11 protein-coding genes are annotated in these 16,693 nt (G+C 52.0%); 4 read left to right on the top strand and 7 right to left on the bottom strand.

What is annotated here, in order from left to right:
• The first annotated feature begins 272 nt into the window (after positions 1-272).
• Both ACLU9Q_RS07260 and ACLU9Q_RS07255 read left to right on the top strand, forming a co-directional pair.
• The gene (locus ACLU9Q_RS07260; protein WP_412624635.1) at positions 273-1,511 is read left to right on the top strand and encodes an IS110 family transposase; all 1,239 of its coding nucleotides are present in this window, start codon (positions 273-275) and stop codon (positions 1,509-1,511) included.
• Positions 1,501-1,803: a hypothetical protein gene (locus ACLU9Q_RS07255; RefSeq protein ID WP_296928017.1), complete on the top strand. Its 303-nt coding sequence runs from the start codon at positions 1,501-1,503 to the stop codon at positions 1,801-1,803. The genes ACLU9Q_RS07260 and ACLU9Q_RS07255 overlap by 11 nt, the downstream gene beginning before the upstream one ends.
• 188 nt (positions 1,804-1,991) lie before the next feature.
• Here the strand turns inward: ACLU9Q_RS07255 and ACLU9Q_RS07250 are convergent, their stop codons facing one another.
• Genes ACLU9Q_RS07250 through ACLU9Q_RS07240 form a run of 3 tightly spaced genes read right to left on the bottom strand, consistent with a single transcriptional unit; the run spans position 1,992 to position 9,450 of the window.
• Entirely contained in the window at positions 1,992-6,488 is a 4,497-nt protein-coding gene (locus ACLU9Q_RS07250; protein WP_412624856.1) for a hypothetical protein, read from the bottom strand.
• A 59-nt stretch (positions 6,489-6,547) separates the two neighbouring features.
• Positions 6,548-8,938 (bottom strand): helix-turn-helix transcriptional regulator, encoded by a 2,391-nt coding sequence (locus tag ACLU9Q_RS07245; protein ID WP_298515209.1) that lies wholly within the window; start codon positions 8,936-8,938, stop codon positions 6,548-6,550.
• A gap of 53 nt (positions 8,939-8,991) precedes the next feature.
• Positions 8,992-9,450 carry a hypothetical protein gene (locus tag ACLU9Q_RS07240; RefSeq protein WP_412624854.1) on the bottom strand — a complete coding sequence of 153 codons (459 nt, stop codon included), beginning with the start codon at positions 9,448-9,450 and terminating at the stop codon, positions 8,992-8,994.
• 510 nt (positions 9,451-9,960) lie between these two features.
• Here ACLU9Q_RS07240 and ACLU9Q_RS07235 point away from each other — a divergent pair.
• Both ACLU9Q_RS07235 and ACLU9Q_RS07230 read left to right on the top strand, forming a co-directional pair.
• On the top strand, positions 9,961-10,416 hold the full coding sequence (locus ACLU9Q_RS07235) for a hypothetical protein (protein WP_308593971.1): 456 nt from the start codon (positions 9,961-9,963) through the stop codon (positions 10,414-10,416).
• 28 nt (positions 10,417-10,444) lie between these two features.
• Positions 10,445-10,654 carry a hypothetical protein gene (locus ACLU9Q_RS07230; RefSeq protein WP_308593969.1) on the top strand — a complete coding sequence of 70 codons (210 nt, stop codon included), beginning with the start codon at positions 10,445-10,447 and terminating at the stop codon, positions 10,652-10,654.
• A gap of 93 nt (positions 10,655-10,747) precedes the next feature.
• Here the strand turns inward: ACLU9Q_RS07230 and ACLU9Q_RS07225 are convergent, their stop codons facing one another.
• The 4 genes from ACLU9Q_RS07225 to ACLU9Q_RS07210 all read right to left on the bottom strand — a co-directional run bounded on the left by ACLU9Q_RS07225 (position 10,748) and on the right by ACLU9Q_RS07210 (position 16,612).
• Positions 10,748-12,442: an AAA family ATPase gene (locus ACLU9Q_RS07225; RefSeq protein ID WP_412624852.1), complete on the bottom strand. Its 1,695-nt coding sequence runs from the start codon at positions 12,440-12,442 to the stop codon at positions 10,748-10,750.
• A gap of 259 nt (positions 12,443-12,701) precedes the next feature.
• On the bottom strand, positions 12,702-14,354 hold the full coding sequence (locus ACLU9Q_RS07220) for a hypothetical protein (protein WP_296832274.1): 1,653 nt from the start codon (positions 14,352-14,354) through the stop codon (positions 12,702-12,704).
• 22 nt (positions 14,355-14,376) lie between these two features.
• Entirely contained in the window at positions 14,377-15,462 is a 1,086-nt protein-coding gene (locus ACLU9Q_RS07215) for an FxLYD domain-containing protein (protein ID WP_296832271.1), read from the bottom strand.
• Between the two features lie 25 nt (positions 15,463-15,487).
• Positions 15,488-16,612 (bottom strand): hypothetical protein, encoded by a 1,125-nt coding sequence (locus ACLU9Q_RS07210; RefSeq protein WP_302592241.1) that lies wholly within the window; start codon positions 16,610-16,612, stop codon positions 15,488-15,490.
• Positions 16,613-16,693 lie beyond the last annotated feature (81 nt).

Genomic DNA, 16,693 nt, shown 5'->3' with positions numbered 1-16,693 from the left:
ACTACAATGTATTTATGGTTAATACCCCTTACAGCCAGTAAGGAATTACCCATCTTGTTGCTTAAGCTGTTAGAATGAGTAAGGCAATAGGTCTGGCCACCTTCTACTAGGACTTTACGTCCGTAATTTAGTCAGCCAACCAGCCCTCATTCGCAGCATTCGTTTTACGCAGGTTGAACCCACAGGCGTTCGTGTGATACCCAGTAGATTGAACAGGCAATGAGTAAATCTGGTATTGACCATTGCTGATTCATTGTAAAGGAGTATCCATTATGAACGCTGTTGGTATTGATGTTTCCAAAGGCAAGAGCACTGTTACCATCCGCAGGCCTGGCGACGTTGTCCTGATGCCTCCCCGCGACATTCCCCATACACAGTCCGCTATCAACGGACTGATCGGGCAGATAAAGGAGCTTGACGGGGAGACGAAGGTCTGCATGGAGCACACCGGAAGGTACTACGAGCCGGTCGCCATGTGGCTTTCTGACGCCGGTATCTTTGTTAGCGCCGTAAACCCCATTCTCATCAGGAACTTCGGGGATGATTCCCTGCGCACTCCAAAGACCGACAAAGCGGATTCCAAAAAAATCGCACGCTATACTCTTGACCGCTGGGCAAAACTGAAGCAATATGGAATCATGGATAAAACACGCAACCAATTAAAAACCATGAACCGACAGTTCGGCTTCTATATGGCACAGAAAACTGCCATGAAAAACAATCTTATTGCCCTGCTTGACCAGACTTATCCGGGTGCTAATGACTTCTTTGACAGCCCTGCGCGCAGCGATGGCAGCCAGAAATGGGTGGATTTTGTCCATACCTACTGGCATGTGGACTGTGTCCGCTCCAGGTCGCCGGAAGCCTTCAAAAAGCATTACCAGAACTGGTGCAAACGCAAAGGTTATAATTTCAGCGCACAGAAAGCGGAAAATATCTACCATGCCTCTTCTGACCTGATCGCCGTATTTCCAAAAGATGACAACACAAAAATGCTCATCTGGCAGGCTGTGGCAATGCTTAATACTGCTTCCCGGACAGTAGAATCCCTCCGTCTGGAAATGGATAAGGCTGCTTCCGCGCTGCCGGAATATCCGGTTGTTCTGGCTATGGATGGTGTCGGGCCTACCCTCGGTCCCCAGCTCATGTCTGAGATCGGGGATGTGACACGGTTTACACACCGCGGGGCTCTGACTGCTTTTGCCGGCGTTGACCCCGGAAAGGATGATTCCGGGCAGCGCATCCGTAAAAGTGTGCCTACCACAAAGAAAGGCTCGCCGTATCTGCGCAAAACCCTGTTCCAGATCATGGACGGGCTCATCAAACGTTCCCCTGCTGACGATCCCGTTTACGCCTTTATGGATAAAAAACGGGCGCAGGGCAAACCTTATTACGTCTACATGACCGCTGGTGCGAACAAATTTCTCCGTATTTATTACGGGCGGGTAAAGGAATATCTTGCCTCACTGCCCCAGACATCCGACACGGAGGCGGAGAAGGATGGAATATAAAACATATCCCTGCGAGGTAAATTTCAGATATCTCGTCCTCAAAGGCGTGCCTGTTGTGGCTGGTTTTTTCTCCGAGAAAGACGCGGCGGATTATGCCCTGTCCATTGGAGGAACCGTCATAAAAGCGAACGAAAATCCACGCAATGCCGGAAGGATACCGAAATTCTCTGACCGCGAGAAAGATGCTATCAGAGAATGTATCGCACAAGGAATTCCCATGCGTCGTATTGCCCGGGAATTCCGATGTTCTGTAGGCTATGTTCAAAAATTAAAATGTGAACATCCCTTATAGGTGGCACAATATATGGCTTCCTTTTTTCTTAAGCCAGCGTAAACCGGTGGCTTAACGTTTATGCCCTAATTTCAACCTGTATAAAATTTTCAAAGTTCATCAATTTCTGCTTGACTTTTTATTTGCAGACTAAATTTATTAAAAAATTTAAGTTAGACCTTCAGATTGATCTTTTTCAATTGCCTTAACTAAATGACATTGCCAATGATGACCAACTCCAGTTCTCTCTGCTCCACTTTTACCGTGGTTACAGTACTGGTGATGGAATACTTATCTGCCGTGGTCTTGCAGGTATAGTTATACTCGCCCACGTCCAACTTATCTGGAGTGTAGGTTTCCCCTGTTGCCCCGTCAATCTTCCCCCCGTCCAGATACCACTGATAAGCAACGTCATTGGTGCTGCCATCCGGCTGTGTCGCAGTAGCAGTTAATGTGGGCGCAGTGTTGCCGTAGGTAATCGTAGTGGTGACGTCAGGTGAAATGTTCACACTCTGGATGGGTGCTTTTTGCACAGTAACCAGAGTGGTCGAGTTGGATTGGGAAGCTGCCGCCTCAGACAGCCAATATTCATATACTCCCCAGTCCGTGCCCTTGTACGCATAGCCTGGTGCAAGAATGGAACCGATTGTCCCTCCAGCCCACATATCAACACTCGTGTTCCCAGAGAAAGAACCACCGCTCAGACTCACATCAGCCGCCGTATCCAGGACACGCAGACCGCTTCCAAAAAAACTTGTGTCTCCACTGATTGTTCCGCCGGAAATCCTGATATGTCCACCGTTCACGTCCAACCCACGTCGTCCAGAAATTGTCCCATCCAACATTGTAAAATATCCGTCCCTAACGATACATCCCTTTCCGGTGTCGTTCCCTTTTAATGACCCTCGTTGAAGGGTAAAGGAACCACCAGTAATAGAAAGTGGGGTTTCCAAATTGGCGCCACTGGAAACAGATATTGTATAGTCATCATTGGCGTTTTCACAGGTCAGAGTAATGTCGTCGCCATTCTCTACCATCAGAGTCGAAGATACCGTCACATCAGAAAGCAGTGTCACGGTCGCACCTTCCGGATGCCCTTTTGCCGCCTGCCATGCAGCCTCAATCGCAGTATAATATACCGGTTCCCCGCCATTCACGGTCACACTGGCTGCCATCTGCGCAGTGCAGCCAACCGCCGTACACTTTCCATTTTCATCCCAGTTATGGAGTTCCGACATGGGAGCTTTGCAGACCACGCATGTTCCGCTGTGATTTTCTCCGTCCCCGTCATCCGTCCAGCTTTCGCAGCTATGGGTACAGTCCTCTACTGTTACAGTACCGTACAGCCTTGTGTCAGTCAGATCGGTAATCAGAGTTTTAGTGCCATCTTTCACTTCATAGTAAGCTTTTTTTTCTTCCAGTATTGTCTGCAGCGTTCCACTCACATTCCTCAGTAGTACCGCAGCCGAATTATCAGCAACCAGATAGGTTCCTGTAAAGGTTCCGCCGGAAATAGTGCCGGAACCGCCGTCTACGATTGCCAGACCATTATATCCGCTGGCGCTTCCCCCGTTGATCTCCGCCGTTCCCTCGCTGTATACGCAGATGCCGGAATGTCCGTCCGCCTGTGCGACAGCCGAGCCGCCGTTCATGACAAAGCTTCCGCCCCCGCTTACTGCAATTGCATTGCTTCCATTTTCGCCATTCTGGATGGTTCCGCTCACCAATGTAAAGGTTCCGCCAGTGATATTAATCAGACCACCGTCCGTTTCGTTTGCGTCGCCGAACAGGGTATGATCCGTCCCCGCCGTACTGGCAAAGATGATGTCATCGCCGCTTTCCACGGTCAGCGTCGTGCTGACTGTAACATTCTGGAGCAGCGTCAGTGTTGTCTGCGTATCCCCATTGCTTAACTCTTTTGCCGCTGCCCACGCTTCCTCTATGGAAACATAATAATCTGCCGTCCTGCCGCCGTCCCTGCTCACGCTGGCCACCGCCTGCGCATCACACTTTGTACAGGTAAGGATATCATTTCCGGAGCTGTCTGTTTCTCCTGTGCCCCATTCATGCGCTTCCCCCTCTGATGCTCCGCAGACCTCGCAGATATGCACATGCCTGCCGGAAGCCATATCATTGGACCAGCTGCCCCAGTTATGGCTTTCTGCATTCTCTTTCCCGCAGTATTCACAGGCATGGGTGTGGGTGCCGTCGCCTGCGTCAGACCATGCGCCCCAGCTATGGTTCTCGCACTTGACCACCGTATAGGTGCCGGAACCCAAGCTGTTGCTATCACCAGCCGCGTAAGAGCCATCCTTGTAATAGATATACCCAGTTTCCAGCAGATTGCTAACTTTGCCCGAAGTAACATACACCGCCGAGGAACTGCCAGTGAATGTGCCGCTGGCGAGCTTCGCATTGCCGTTACTATTGTCATAAATGCCGTAGCCACTGTAATAACCGGAGACTGTTCCGATGAACGTACCTCCGCTAATCTCGGCTGAGCCGCTATTAACCCATACGGCAGCCGCATCACCATTGCTGCCTGTGGCTGTAATCGTCCCGCCGCCGATGACCAGTGTGCCGCCATTGACGTACACAGTATAAATTGGGGAATAAGCCGAACTTGAATTCACAAATATGCCGCTCGTGATAGTCAGTTTTGCACCAGTTGGAATATTGAGCAGACCGCTTATTCCATAGTCTGTATATGTCCCGGAAAGGGTGTGTCCATCGCCCACCAGCGTAACGTCGCCGCTGACGGTGATGTTCTTTCCTGCCTCAATTTCCACGTCTTTCAGAAGTGTGACCGTTGCCGCCTGCCCGTCCTGTATGGAACCAAACGCTTCCATAATATCCGCATACTCTGCGGTCACCCCGTCTGCCTCCACACTGGCAGCCGCCGTCTCGCCGTATCCCATGTCCGCCAGTGACAGGATGCCGCTACCATATAAGGCTTTCGTGTCCCCGTCATAGGTATAGGACACACCCTGTCCGTTTACTTCAAAGGTATAGCCGTTTTCCACGCTCCCACTGGTCCCGGCAAGAAACAGGCTTCCGTCCGCCCCGACGGTTCCCTCATCGCTGTTTGTCACATCCACAAGGTAGTTTTTGCCGTCCAGTGTGACGATATTCCACATATGAGCGCCCGCGCCGGTTCCGCCGGTCATAGTGCCGGTGACAGTATAGCAGGTCAGACCGCCAAGGTCGCACAGATACTGGAATGCCTTTGCGTAACCCTCGCAGACCACATTGGTGGAGCTGTCCCCGTCAAACACATAGATCAGCTGCCACGGGTTGCCGCCCTCTGACATGCTTCCGCCTGCCGCCGCGCTGTTATAGGAAACTGCACCGCAGATGTAATCCTTGTATGCGGTCAGCTTCTCAACATCTGATTTTCCGGCGTTGTCATTTACCACCTGCTGCGCGGTGGCTGCCGCCCTGGATGCCGCACCTGTTTTTGATGTATCGGTTGTGTATGTCCCGTCCCCCGCGTAATCACCAGCGACGGAGAAGCTTATGGTTATTCCATTATCCAGTAAATAAATTGAACTATTTCCTTTGATGTAACTTGCCCCCATCACGGGTATCTTCGTATATTCTGTCCCGGCAGATTTGTCATACCAGTACAGCTCATACGGGCAGTCCGCCAGCAGGGCGGAAATGATAGCGGGGACACGGCCTGCATCATAACCGATTTCTTTCATCACTGCCGCTTCGGCTTCTTCTGCAAGACCGTTCATAGGCTTATTCTCGTCCTTCCATATTGGAACGCCGAGTTCTTCCTCCGTCCAGGTCGTCTGCGTGATCCCCAGTTCCTCCCATGTAAGCATAAAGGATGTTGAAGATGCCGTACCGTTTGCAACCGCCGTAATTCTTTCCTTCAGTAGCCGGTATATCTTCAGGTCCAGCCCCGTCAGGGTGCTTTCCCCGTAGCTGCTGCTGTAAAGGGAGATCCCGCCATACAGGATCCGCTGCGCATAACCGGCATATAAGGTGTCATTGTCCGGCAGGCTTCCCGCATCCGGGGCGCAGACCGCCGTAGTCCCGGCAGACTGCAGTTCCATGTCCGCAATCTCTTCTGTTTCCGTCTCTGTTTCGCTTTCCGGCTCCGTTTCTGGTACCGGTCCGCTTTCTGCCTCTGTGCCGTTCCCCGGTATTCCTGCTTCCGTGTTTTCTGTCACGGTTTCCCCGGTTTCTGTTTCCTGCCCCTGTGTATCAGGGCTTTCCGTGCCGGTCTGCGCTTCCGTGTCCGCCGTTATTTCTGTCTGTGTCCCTTCCTGCGTTTCCGGCTGCCCTGCCGGCGTTTCCGTCACTGTTTCCACCGGTGCCTCCGTGACCGTTTCCGTAACCGGTGCTGGCGGTGTCTCCGTGGCCGTTTCCGTAACCGGTGCTGGCGGTGTCTCCGTGGCCGTTTCCGTAACCGATGCTGCCGGTGGTTCTTCTGTCTGCTCTTGCGGTGTCTCCGCCACAGTCTCCACAGACATCTGCACGGATGCTTCCGCTCCCGTTTCTTCCACCGTTTCCCCGGACGTTTTTGTCACCAGCACCGCAGCCTGCTCTGCCTGCGTCCCTGTTTCTTCTATGATGATGGCTTCCTCCCCGGCATACGCCGTTACTGCTGTCTGCAGCACCAGCATTCCTGCCAGCAATACCGCCAGTGCGGCCGGGCGCCTCTTCCCTCTCTTTTTTCTGGTTACCTGTTCCATCCTGCATTCCTCCACAACTACTCTGATCATCCGGGCTTCTTTTGTATGCAGCCCTTTATCTATATCAGCTTCCGTCTCCTCGCCTCATTGACTGCGGCAGTACGGCTGTTCACACCAAGCTTCCGGTATGTTTCTTTATTATGGTATTTCACCGTGACTTCCTTTACCCCCATGCGCTCCGCGATCACCCGCGTGGAAAGGCCTTCCGCCTGCATCTTAAGCACCTTCACTGCCTGCTCCGGCAGCCGCACCTCGGCATCCGTCCCCTGCTCCATATAGCGGGGATAAAATTTCTCCATCCTCCGGCACTCCTCCAGCACCTCTGCTCGGAATTCCTCATCCTGCCAGGTGAGGTCCGCCATTTCCAGGAGGTCCAGCGCAGCACCGCACTCGCGGGAGAACAGCCTCACAAAATGGTAGCTTTCCGCCTGTGTGACGCAGCCCTGCAGGATCCCCCGCCATTCCTCCCGCCCCGCGCGGTACAGCGCGATAGCAAGGAGCAGCGAAGCTTCCATGTAAATATAGGTGCGCTTCATCTTTTCCGCATAGGACAGGAGCTGCTCCAAGAGCGCCAGTGCCTCCCCGGTCTTCCCTGCCATCAGGTAGACGCGCGCTTTCGTCAGGTACCGGAACCTCTCCAGCGTGCAGAACGTCCCGTTCTCGTCCGGCGCCTCTTCCATCCACTCCATTGCCCTGGCGGGCTGTCTCCGGTACAGGTATATCCTGCACAGGAAAGCGTCTGCGTTGGGCAGCGTCCGTGGTGCTTCCTTTTCCGCGCGCTCCCGGTAGGAGACCATGATATCCTCCGCGAATTCCGCGTTCCCACCAAGGACCGCCACCCACGCAAGCAGCGCCGCCGCCACAAAGCACAGTTCCGTCTTCCCTCCGCCTTCCGCGGCGATTCTTCCCTTTTCCGCCAGCCGCATGACCTCAAAGCTGTCCATGCCTTTCTCCAGACCGCTCTCCGCGAGGGCAAGGGGCACCAGCCCTTTCCCGTATTTTCCAAGGACGATGGACGCCGCCTTCCCGATGGATGCCGCCAGCTCCCGGTCGTGCCTGCTCCATTCACAGAAGTCCTTCCCGCCGTTCATCAGGGATGGGAGGTTCGTGGTCACGGAAAACTCCGGCAGCGCCATCCTCTGCCCCGGAAGCAGGCTCCCCGCGTTCTTTATGAGGGAGGCAATGTCCGCGCTCCCCCTGTGCGGCAGGGCGATGTCCAGATAGAGCAGCCTGCTCCTCGCCTCCCGGCGCTCACCGCCGCTGTGTTTCTTTGCATATTCCTCCAGCTCCCGGTACCAGCGCTCGCTCTCCTCTGTGTCCATCAGGATGGAATGCAGCATACTCATGTAGCACATCAGCACCGGGTCGCCCAGTATCATTTCTTCCGGCAGCGTCAGGTAATAGTCACGCAGCTCGAAGTAGGAGCCTGCCGCCGGGTTTCTCCGGGCATTGGCGGACAGCACCCGCCGGATGTCCTCCTTTTTTCCGGTCGTCCCGTACATTTCCAGCGCCTCCGGGTATCGCCCGTTCATCTCGTAGTAAAGCCCGGCGTGGGAATAGAGCTGCAGGATCTTCTCCCGGCTGTATTTTTTTGCCAGCCTGCCGCGCATCGCCTGGCGCATCCCCCAGCGGTATTCCCATATTCCATCCTGCCCGGTGCGGGTCATGAAGTTTCCCAGCTCCTCCGCGCGGGATACCAGCACATCCACATCGTCCCTGCCAGTGATCATCCCCGCCAGCTCCTTCGTGTAGTTCTCCACGATGGAGGTCTCCATCAGGAACCCTGAGATCTCAGTCTCCCACTGGTCGAAGATATGGTTCTCCAGCCAGAGCCACATGTTTTTTACCGCCAGGTCCACATCCCCGTTTTCCAGCACCAGCAGCTTCAGCGATACCGGGTGACCCTTCCCCAGCTCCCATGCCCGGTCCGCCGCGTCTGGCTCCAGCCGGATGCCGGACAGTTCCAGGTATGCGTCCTGTTCCTTCCTTGTAAGGTACAGGTCCTTTTCCCCGATCTCCGCGAACCGGTATTCCACATGGACCGGGAGCAGCCATCCGGGGATGGGTGCGCGGGAAATGAGCACCAGCCGCACGTCCTCCTGCCCGGCAAGCTTCCGGAAAAGAGCCGCCCAGCATTCCTTCTCCTCCTGCATGGTGACGGTGTACAGGTCGTCAACCACCACAATGCGCTCCTGCCCGTCCCGCTTCACGCCGACCTCTTCCGGCTGCGTCTCCTGTGCGGAATAATACTCGTACTGTTTTCGTGCAAGCACCTCCCGCACCAGCCTGGTCTTGCCGATCCCGGTGACGCCGTACAGGTATGCCACGTTTCCCAGCTCCAGCGCTGCTTTCAGTTTCCTCTCCGCCGCTTTCGGTCTGATGTATACATCATTTTCTGCTGTGTTTTTTCCTGCTTTCCTGCTTTCAGCCTGCACATCCGTCACCTCCATTATCCGTATATGTGTCTCCCGCCATTCCTATGATCTCCTGACGGTATTCCGGATCACACTTCTGTTGTGCCGGGCGTGGTCAGCTTCTGCTGACATCTTCCCTCCACGCCAGTACACATCGTTTTTGCGTCATCCGATGACACCTGCAGGACCTGCCACCGACAACTCCCGTCGGATGCAGGGCAACAAAAAAACCGCCGAAAGACGGGCGGCATTCCTGCCACCCGCCTGCCGACGGTTTCCCTGTATCCTGTATGGAAGACACCACAAAAAATCAGAACATTAGTTTGCTCTGCTCTGCTCTGCTCTGCTCTGCTCTGCTCTGCTCTGCTCTGCTCTGCTCTGCTCTGCTCTGCTCTGCTCTGCTCTGCTCTGCTCTGCTCTGCTCTGCTCTGCTCTGCTTGCTCTGCTCTGCTCTGCTCTTCTTTGCTCTGCTCTGCTCTGCTCTGCTCTGCTCTGCTCTGCTCTGCTCTGCTCTGCTCTGCTCTCAGATTATCGCTTACTTTGCTCATGGTGTCAACTCCTGTTCCGGTAAAAATATTATTTCGTCTGCATTATATCACGGAAAATGGCAAAAAGCCACTATCCGAAAGTGTAGTCAAGGTGTTTTTTGGGCATTTTTCGCAAAACTTCATTATTATGCATAATTTTATTCTATATACGTCCATCGTTTTTTGTTTATTTTCAACAATCCCATATACTCATTCATTGTTAATATCTTACAAAGTCCGTCCGGAAACCAGAGGGAATATCCGTGGTTCTCCGTCCGCTGCTGTTCAATATTTTTCAGCTTTTCCATTTCTGAAAATTCTTTGACAAAGCAAACCTTCATCCTGTTCCTATATCGAAGAATTTTAATCACAAATTATATTTTATACATATATTTTTCATATTTTTGTTGTATATTGTTAAATAAGATTATATAGCTGTTGCACACTGGAAGAATCTTCTGCCAGGAATATTGCAAAATAGCTCTTATCAGAAGGCATCAGACAATAAAGGCAGAGAGGAGATGGTTCAGCATGAAAAACGGGCAGCCAGCAGACAATACTTTACATAAGCGCTGCGAAAAATATGAGCAGATTCTGAAAAATCTGACTATTATGAGCGACATGTTTATGCGGAATATTTTCAAAAAAGCAGAGTGTACAGAATACGTTCTTCAGGTTATAATGAAAAAAAGATTAAACGGGCTGATGGACATGAATATACTGAATCCAGGACAGGATTTTGATAAGCTTCCGGAAAGCTATGTAATATTCATAACTGTACGTGATTCGCTTGGATATGATCTTTCCATTTACCATATCGACCGGGAGATCAGGGAAAACAGCAGAGACTTCCCCGACGGCTCACATATCGTATATGTGAATTCCAGTAAGCAGGAGAATACGGAGCTCGGAAAGCTCATGCATGATTTTCACTGTAAAAACGCAGATGAAATGTACAGCCAGGTTCTGGCCAGAAAGGGTACGTGAATTAAAAGAAACCAGGGGAGTTGATTCTATGTGTCGGAAAATGGAACAGATTTACAAAGAGGGCATTGAAGAAGGGATGGAAAAGGGGATGGAAAAAGGCGCAATGAAAAAAGCAAAAGAAGCTTCCTTTATCCTCGCGGATATGGGATTGCCGTTGGAGCAGATCGCACGGGCATTCCATGTTGATGTACCGCTCATACAGGAATGGATAACAGAGAATATAAGCGCGGCAAAATAGTAGCCGGAAATCCCCTCTGTCAGCAGATTCGCTTTCAGAGGGGTCTGCTATCCGCCAGTCATCAATCCTTTATGCGTTCCATGTATCTCAACATCATCGGTCTGCCAGCTTTATCAGGCAGGTTTTCCCCCGGAACGCTGCGCCATAGCAAAGCACGGTCTTATAGCCTTCAAGCTCAAGTTTTTTCTTATACTGTTTCTTCTCGATCTGCTGAAGCGCATCCGCGCATTCTTTTTCCAGACTGTTCCCGTTTTCTTTCTTCCCGGACCATTTCACCTCGATCACAAGGGCACGCCTGTGCCGCTGTTCTTTTATAATAACGTCCGCCCTGCCGGTCCCGGCTTCTGCATTTGACTTCACCGCATATCCCGCTCCCAGGAACATGCCCGTGACCATCGCATGGTAGTAATCTTCTTTATAATCGAAATAACTGATCGTATCAAATAAAATATCCGTAATCTCCTGCGTCAGCTTTTCCGCGTCGCCGCCCCACCAATCTTCAAACAGGGCGGTGCGATCCTGCGCCGCGATTCTTTCCTCGAACCACTTTTTCACCGTACTGCCAAACACGGACTTTACTTCCTCATTCGGAATACGCAGCGCCATTTTCCCGTCCTCCGGCTGCATTCCCTTCGGAAGCTTCTCCGGCAGAACCTGCGTCAGATATCCCGTCAGATACAGGATGCTCCACAGGTTATCCTCTGTGGAATGGGCAATGTCGTATGTCAGGTCCTCACGAATTGGCTCCTGGATCACTCCTCCGGCGAGCAGGGTCTCAAATTTGTCATTGACATTAATCTGCGGATGGTCGATAAAACGCCGGATGATGTTATTATGACTCGTGTCGATCCAGTAATTTCCGGGCTTGGCAGCCCTATCAGTCAGCAGCACACCCACATGATTGATTACATCCCAGGGGCAGTATATCTCTTTTTCTCCGAAGAGGTACCCGTCATACCATTTCTTCATTTCAGGCAAGGCATCCTGCAATTCAGCGGCATCCAGCAGCGCGGTCACTTCTGCCTCGCTAAACCCAAAGCAATCCTGGTATTTTTTACTGGATATTGAATTGGAAATAAAATTGTTCGCTCCTGTGAAGATGCTCTCTTTCGCGATTCGAAGGCATCCGGTCACCACAGCAAATTTTAAGTTTGGATTGGATTTCCATACCATGCCAAGAAACATTTTAATGATGTTCAGCATTTCCTTGTAGTATCCGTTGTCGCTGGCTTTCGCAAGCGGAACATCATACTCGTCGACAATCAGGACTACATTCTTACCATAGTGCGCCTTCATCATACGCATCAGGACAAATAAAGCAGATTTAACATCAGCGGGTGTTCCCGACTGTTCCGATAAGCGTTGAAATATTCTTTTATCTGTCTCCAGAACGCGATTGCTGTCCAATAGATAATGATGTTCACCGCAGACGGAGGAAATTACAAACCGGAGCATACCATACGCATCTTCAAAGCTGTCCCCATCCACATCCTTCAGCGTCAGGAACAGCACCGGCCACTGGTTCATCCATTCCGAACAAAACTCTGTGTGTTTCACAATTTCAAGTCCTTCAAAAAGTTTCCTGCTATCCTTGCGGATGTCAAAAAACTCCGCAAGCATACTCATTGTGAGCGTTTTTCCGAAACGGCGCGGTCTGGTAATCAGGTTCACATCAAATGTCCAATCCAGAAGTTCCTTAATGAATCCGGTCTTATCAATATAGTAGCAATTGCTTTCCCGCACCTTTGCAAAATTATCAATGCCGTACGGCAGATTCACTCTCGCCATCTGTCCTCACACTCCTTCCCCGGTCATCCGGTCTGACTGTCTTCCAACAACGTATAATAACCCTATTATGTTTACCATACCATAAAACCTCCCCCTGTTGCAAGAGGATTTGCAAATAAATTCTCTGAATTTTCAGATAATTTTTAGACATAGACTGCCTCCCCGTAAATGCGGAAAAATAAAGAACGCCTCCAGGCATTTAAACCTGAAAACGTTCTTCACCGGTGAGGACTTTTTTCACAGCCTCATCTACTATTGTTCAACGGATTACCATGAGCATCAGCAATATGACAGATACTGCACACCAGACAAGCTGCGGTATACCGATGCGGCACAGAAGAGACCGGGTGTCCCCCTCCTCTTTTTTCTCTGCCAGTGCCGTAATCACGTAGCAGACGGTTCCAAGCGCCGCTCCGGCTGCCAGATTCGAAAGGAGTAACGTTCCGGCGACCGTTGTCATAAAGGGGGCAGTTTCTGTAAATTTTTTCAGCTCGGGGTACATACTGCCAGCTATCATGGATACTCCGACCAGAACCATAACGATATCGGCAACTACAAATCCGGTTTCCGCCATAAGCTGCATCACCGTTCCGTAGTGACCATACAGGTTAAAACTGATATCATAGGAAAAAGATGTTGCAAAAATAAACGGTACGATCCACACAAAGATGGATACAAGGAATCCAATGGACGCCACCACCGATGCCAGTCCCGACTTCGCTCCGTCTTTACCTGCAGCAACGGATTCTTTTCCGATGCTTACCGGCGTCGTACCGATCAGCGGAGCAGCGATGTTGATCACCGCATTGCACAGAAGCGCCTTCTGGACATCCTTCTGCTCGTCGGCGTCAAATACTCCGGTGGCTTTTGATACCGCCTGCAGCGCCGCCTCCGATTCGTACATATTCAGCAGCAGGAAGGTAAGGATTCCCACCGCAAACAGCAGCACCACGCTTCCGCCTGCTTCTGTGTAGGCGCTGAAATCCGAACCTTTTGTGAGTACCCTGGTGAAGGAAAAGCTCTTCAGCATAGCGGACAGATGCGTCTGCATGGCATCCTCGCTTCCCACCATCCACAGGCGTCCCCAGAGGGAATCCAGCGCAAATTTCTTTGTCTTCCAGTCGAAGCACACCCGGAAGATGCTCACCAGCAGATAAAATACCGTTCCGCCCATAAGGGAGATAAAAAACGGTCGCTTCGTGCGCTGGCGTACAACAAGGAACAATATTACTGTAAAGATTACCGCGATCGTTCCGATCAGCAGCAGCGGATGATACTTATCCGTTGAATAGGAATACTGCGAAAGCGCCACGCCGCCGGAGAGCAGAACGTTCTCATTTTCCGTAAGACCGTTGGTGCCCGCACCGTAAATGGTGATATTGCTTGCCGTCAGATTTATAATTCCGGTAAGCTGGAGGGCGATCCACGCCATCAGAAGCCCGGAGGCCGCCGGAAGCGCCCTGCGCACAGGCTGCGGCAGTGCCCGGAAGATAAACTGCTTTACTCCCGGCACCGCCACCAGAGCGGTGTATATGATGGAACTGATAAAACACACAAACAACAGATTATAGTAGTTCAGCCCCGTCTCAATTCCTATCATGGACACCAGAACCGTGGAAATGCCAAGCCCGGAGACCTGCACCAGCGGCAGTCTGGCAACCAGACCGATCAGAAGGCTGCCGGCAAACGCGATAATCATAGAAAGGAACCAGGTCAGCGCGTAGTATTCCCCGTTGACGGCGATCTGCTGCGAGGTCGCCGCCGCATATTCCCCGGAAATACTCAGCTTTGCAATTAGCTGCATATTGATAAATAATCCGCAGACCGACAGGAAAAACATGCCAAGTCCGGCTGTAATCTCCTTTCCAATCGTTCCGCCTCTGTCCTTGTAGTGAAAAAATCTGTTCATCATAACCTCCACTCCTTCTAATCTTTTATTCCAGCAGCAGTCCGGAAATTCCCTGGGCCGCCGCAGTATCCACGCGGTCCTCCTGCTGCCCCGGATTTGCCCCCGGCATATCCATCAGCGTCGGGTCTGTCCAAAGCTCTGTTGTAACTGCTGTATATTCTTCGGTGCACTCCCCGTCTGTCAGCGTGATTTCCAGCGCCGTGCTCACCTGGGAGTCTTTTGTGTAATCGTCCTTCGACAATGCCTGCGCCGTCACATAATAGGTGCCCGGCTCCAGATTATAGGTATAAATATCATTTTTAAATGCAAACGTTGATTCGTTGCTGTCAGAAGTAATCGTGTAAAAATGCGGTCCTTCCGACGTGCTCCAGCCCCAGATGTAAATCATGCCCGGCGGATTCTTGCGCAGGGTATCCATCAGCGGCTGCAGATCGACCGTTTCCGACTGTACCTCCTGCGTACACTCTGCATCCGCGTAGAAGGTAAACTTCATTTCCGGCATGTACTGCGTAAAAGCGTAATCGCACAGTGTCCACCAGTCCACTACCAGCTCAAGCTGATTGCCGCTCGTCATCGCCAGCAGCTCCGGACGCTCCAGCGTCTGATCCACGCCGTACTGGATGCTCACGGTAACAGGAGCCGGGTTTGCATAGTCCGTTCCCGCCGGGGCAAAGGAGGTCAGATTTACATGATAGGTTCCCCATGCCGCGCCGGAAAGGTCCAGCGTGCCGGAATATTCCCCGGTCTTGCCGCCGTTGATTCTCTTTGAGCTTGTAATATATTCGCCCGTCTCATTGCCGTTTTCATCCAACGCATAAAATCGCACAAAGTAGTAGCCCACCCGCTCATCCGTCGCGTTGAAGGAATATTCCCCCGTATTCGGATCGATCTGAAAATCGGTCGGCGCTCCAAGCTGGTCCTCAGATGCTTCCGCAGCCTCCGTTTCCACCGTATCCGCCGCTTCTGTCTCCGGCGCCTCTGCTTCTGCCGCTTCTGTTTCCACAGCCTCGGTTTCCGCTTCTGTCACCACTTCCCCGGCATATGCCGCGGACGGCACCGCCGCAGAAATTCCCGCGCATAAAACAAGCGCCCACAGTTTTTTTCTCTTCATCTCACATTTCCTCCATTTTCTCTTCTTATTCCAGCAGCTCGCCGTATACCTCCTGGTCGCCTGCAAAATCTGTCCGGTCTGTCTGGACACCGGCGCTTGCGTACATGCGCTGGAAGCCGTATGCCGGGTCTGTCCACAGCTCTGTGGAAGCCGCCGTAAATTCTTCTGTGCTTTCTCCTTCTGTAAGAACGATTTCCACCGCCGTGCTCACCTGAGAATCCAGACAATATTCATCTTTTGAAAGCGCCTGGCAGGTCACATAGTAAGTGCCCGCATCTAAGGTGTAAGTAAAGATATCATTGATAAAGGAGAAGCTGACCTCCTGCGTTCCCTGCTCACTTTCCGATGTCACCGTGTAGAGATGCTCGCCCTGGTTCATCGCAAAGCCCCATGCACTGCCGTTTGCCGGCGGGATCGCCTCGTAGCCGTCTCCGTCCGGAAGTGCCGCCAGGTCTACAGTATCCGAGAATACCTCCTGCGTACACTCCGCGTCAGAATAAAACGTAAATTTCATATCGGGGAGATATTCATAGTAGAGATAATCCGAAAGAGAATACCAGTCTACGATCAGCTCCGCCTGATTTCCGCTTGTAAGTATCAGCATTTCCGGGCGCTCCAGCGCTTTCCCGATTCCATAATGCGCCTTCAGCGTCACTGCCTCCGGGCTGCTGTAGTCCGTTCCCGCCGGTGCGAAGGAAACCAGATTGATATGATAACCGCCCCACGGCATTGCAGATACATCCAGCGTGCCGCTTGCTTCCCCTGTGCTGCCGCCTTTGATGCGCTTGGAGCTTACGACATACTCTCCTGTTTCATTACCCTCCTCATCCACATGATAAATACGGATAAAATAATAGCCCATGCGCTCGTCCGTCATCTGAAAAGAGTATTCCCCGGTATTCGGGTCGAACACAAAATCCGTCGGCGCCTGAAGCTGCGTATCTGAATTCTCCGCCGCGGTTTCCTCTGCAGCCGCTTCGTCCGCAGCCGTCTCTTCTGCTGCCGCTTCCGTGCTCTCCTCCGCTGCAGTTTCCTCCTGGGTTACTTCCGCCGCAATTTCCGTCTCCGCCGTCTCCTGCGCATATGCCGTTCCCGGAACCGCCGCCAACCCGGCGCACAGACAAAGTATCGTCATTTTCTTTTTATTCATATTCTGCCATTACCCTCCTTCTCCATATCTTTGCGCAATCCCCGGCAGCGCTCTGCAGCGCCGCCGGAAGTTTCTCTGAAA

This window comes from Marvinbryantia sp., from assembly GCF_047017445.1.
GTDB lineage: Bacteria > Bacillota > Clostridia > Lachnospirales > Lachnospiraceae > Marvinbryantia.
This window is presented reverse-complemented; position numbering and strand designations above follow the sequence as displayed.

Excerpts from the sequence above, each read along its gene's own strand:
- ACLU9Q_RS07260 (WP_412624635.1), top strand. The coding sequence starts at position 273 with ATGAACGCTGTTGGTATTGATGTTTCCAAAGGCAAGAGCACTGTTACC.
- ACLU9Q_RS07255 (WP_296928017.1), top strand. The coding sequence starts at position 1,501 with ATGGAATATAAAACATATCCCTGCGAGGTAAATTTCAGATATCTCGTC.
- ACLU9Q_RS07250 (WP_412624856.1), bottom strand. The coding sequence starts at position 6,488 with ATGGAACAGGTAACCAGAAAAAAGAGAGGGAAGAGGCGCCCGGCCGCA.
- ACLU9Q_RS07245 (WP_298515209.1), bottom strand. The coding sequence starts at position 8,938 with ATGGAGGTGACGGATGTGCAGGCTGAAAGCAGGAAAGCAGGAAAAAAC.
- ACLU9Q_RS07240 (WP_412624854.1), bottom strand. The coding sequence starts at position 9,450 with ATGAGCAAAGTAAGCGATAATCTGAGAGCAGAGCAGAGCAGAGCAGAG.
- ACLU9Q_RS07235 (WP_308593971.1), top strand. The coding sequence starts at position 9,961 with ATGAAAAACGGGCAGCCAGCAGACAATACTTTACATAAGCGCTGCGAA.
- ACLU9Q_RS07230 (WP_308593969.1), top strand. The coding sequence starts at position 10,445 with ATGTGTCGGAAAATGGAACAGATTTACAAAGAGGGCATTGAAGAAGGG.
- ACLU9Q_RS07225 (WP_412624852.1), bottom strand. The coding sequence starts at position 12,442 with ATGGCGAGAGTGAATCTGCCGTACGGCATTGATAATTTTGCAAAGGTG.
- ACLU9Q_RS07220 (WP_296832274.1), bottom strand. The coding sequence starts at position 14,354 with ATGATGAACAGATTTTTTCACTACAAGGACAGAGGCGGAACGATTGGA.
- ACLU9Q_RS07215 (WP_296832271.1), bottom strand. The coding sequence starts at position 15,462 with ATGAAGAGAAAAAAACTGTGGGCGCTTGTTTTATGCGCGGGAATTTCT.
- ACLU9Q_RS07210 (WP_302592241.1), bottom strand. The coding sequence starts at position 16,612 with ATGAATAAAAAGAAAATGACGATACTTTGTCTGTGCGCCGGGTTGGCG.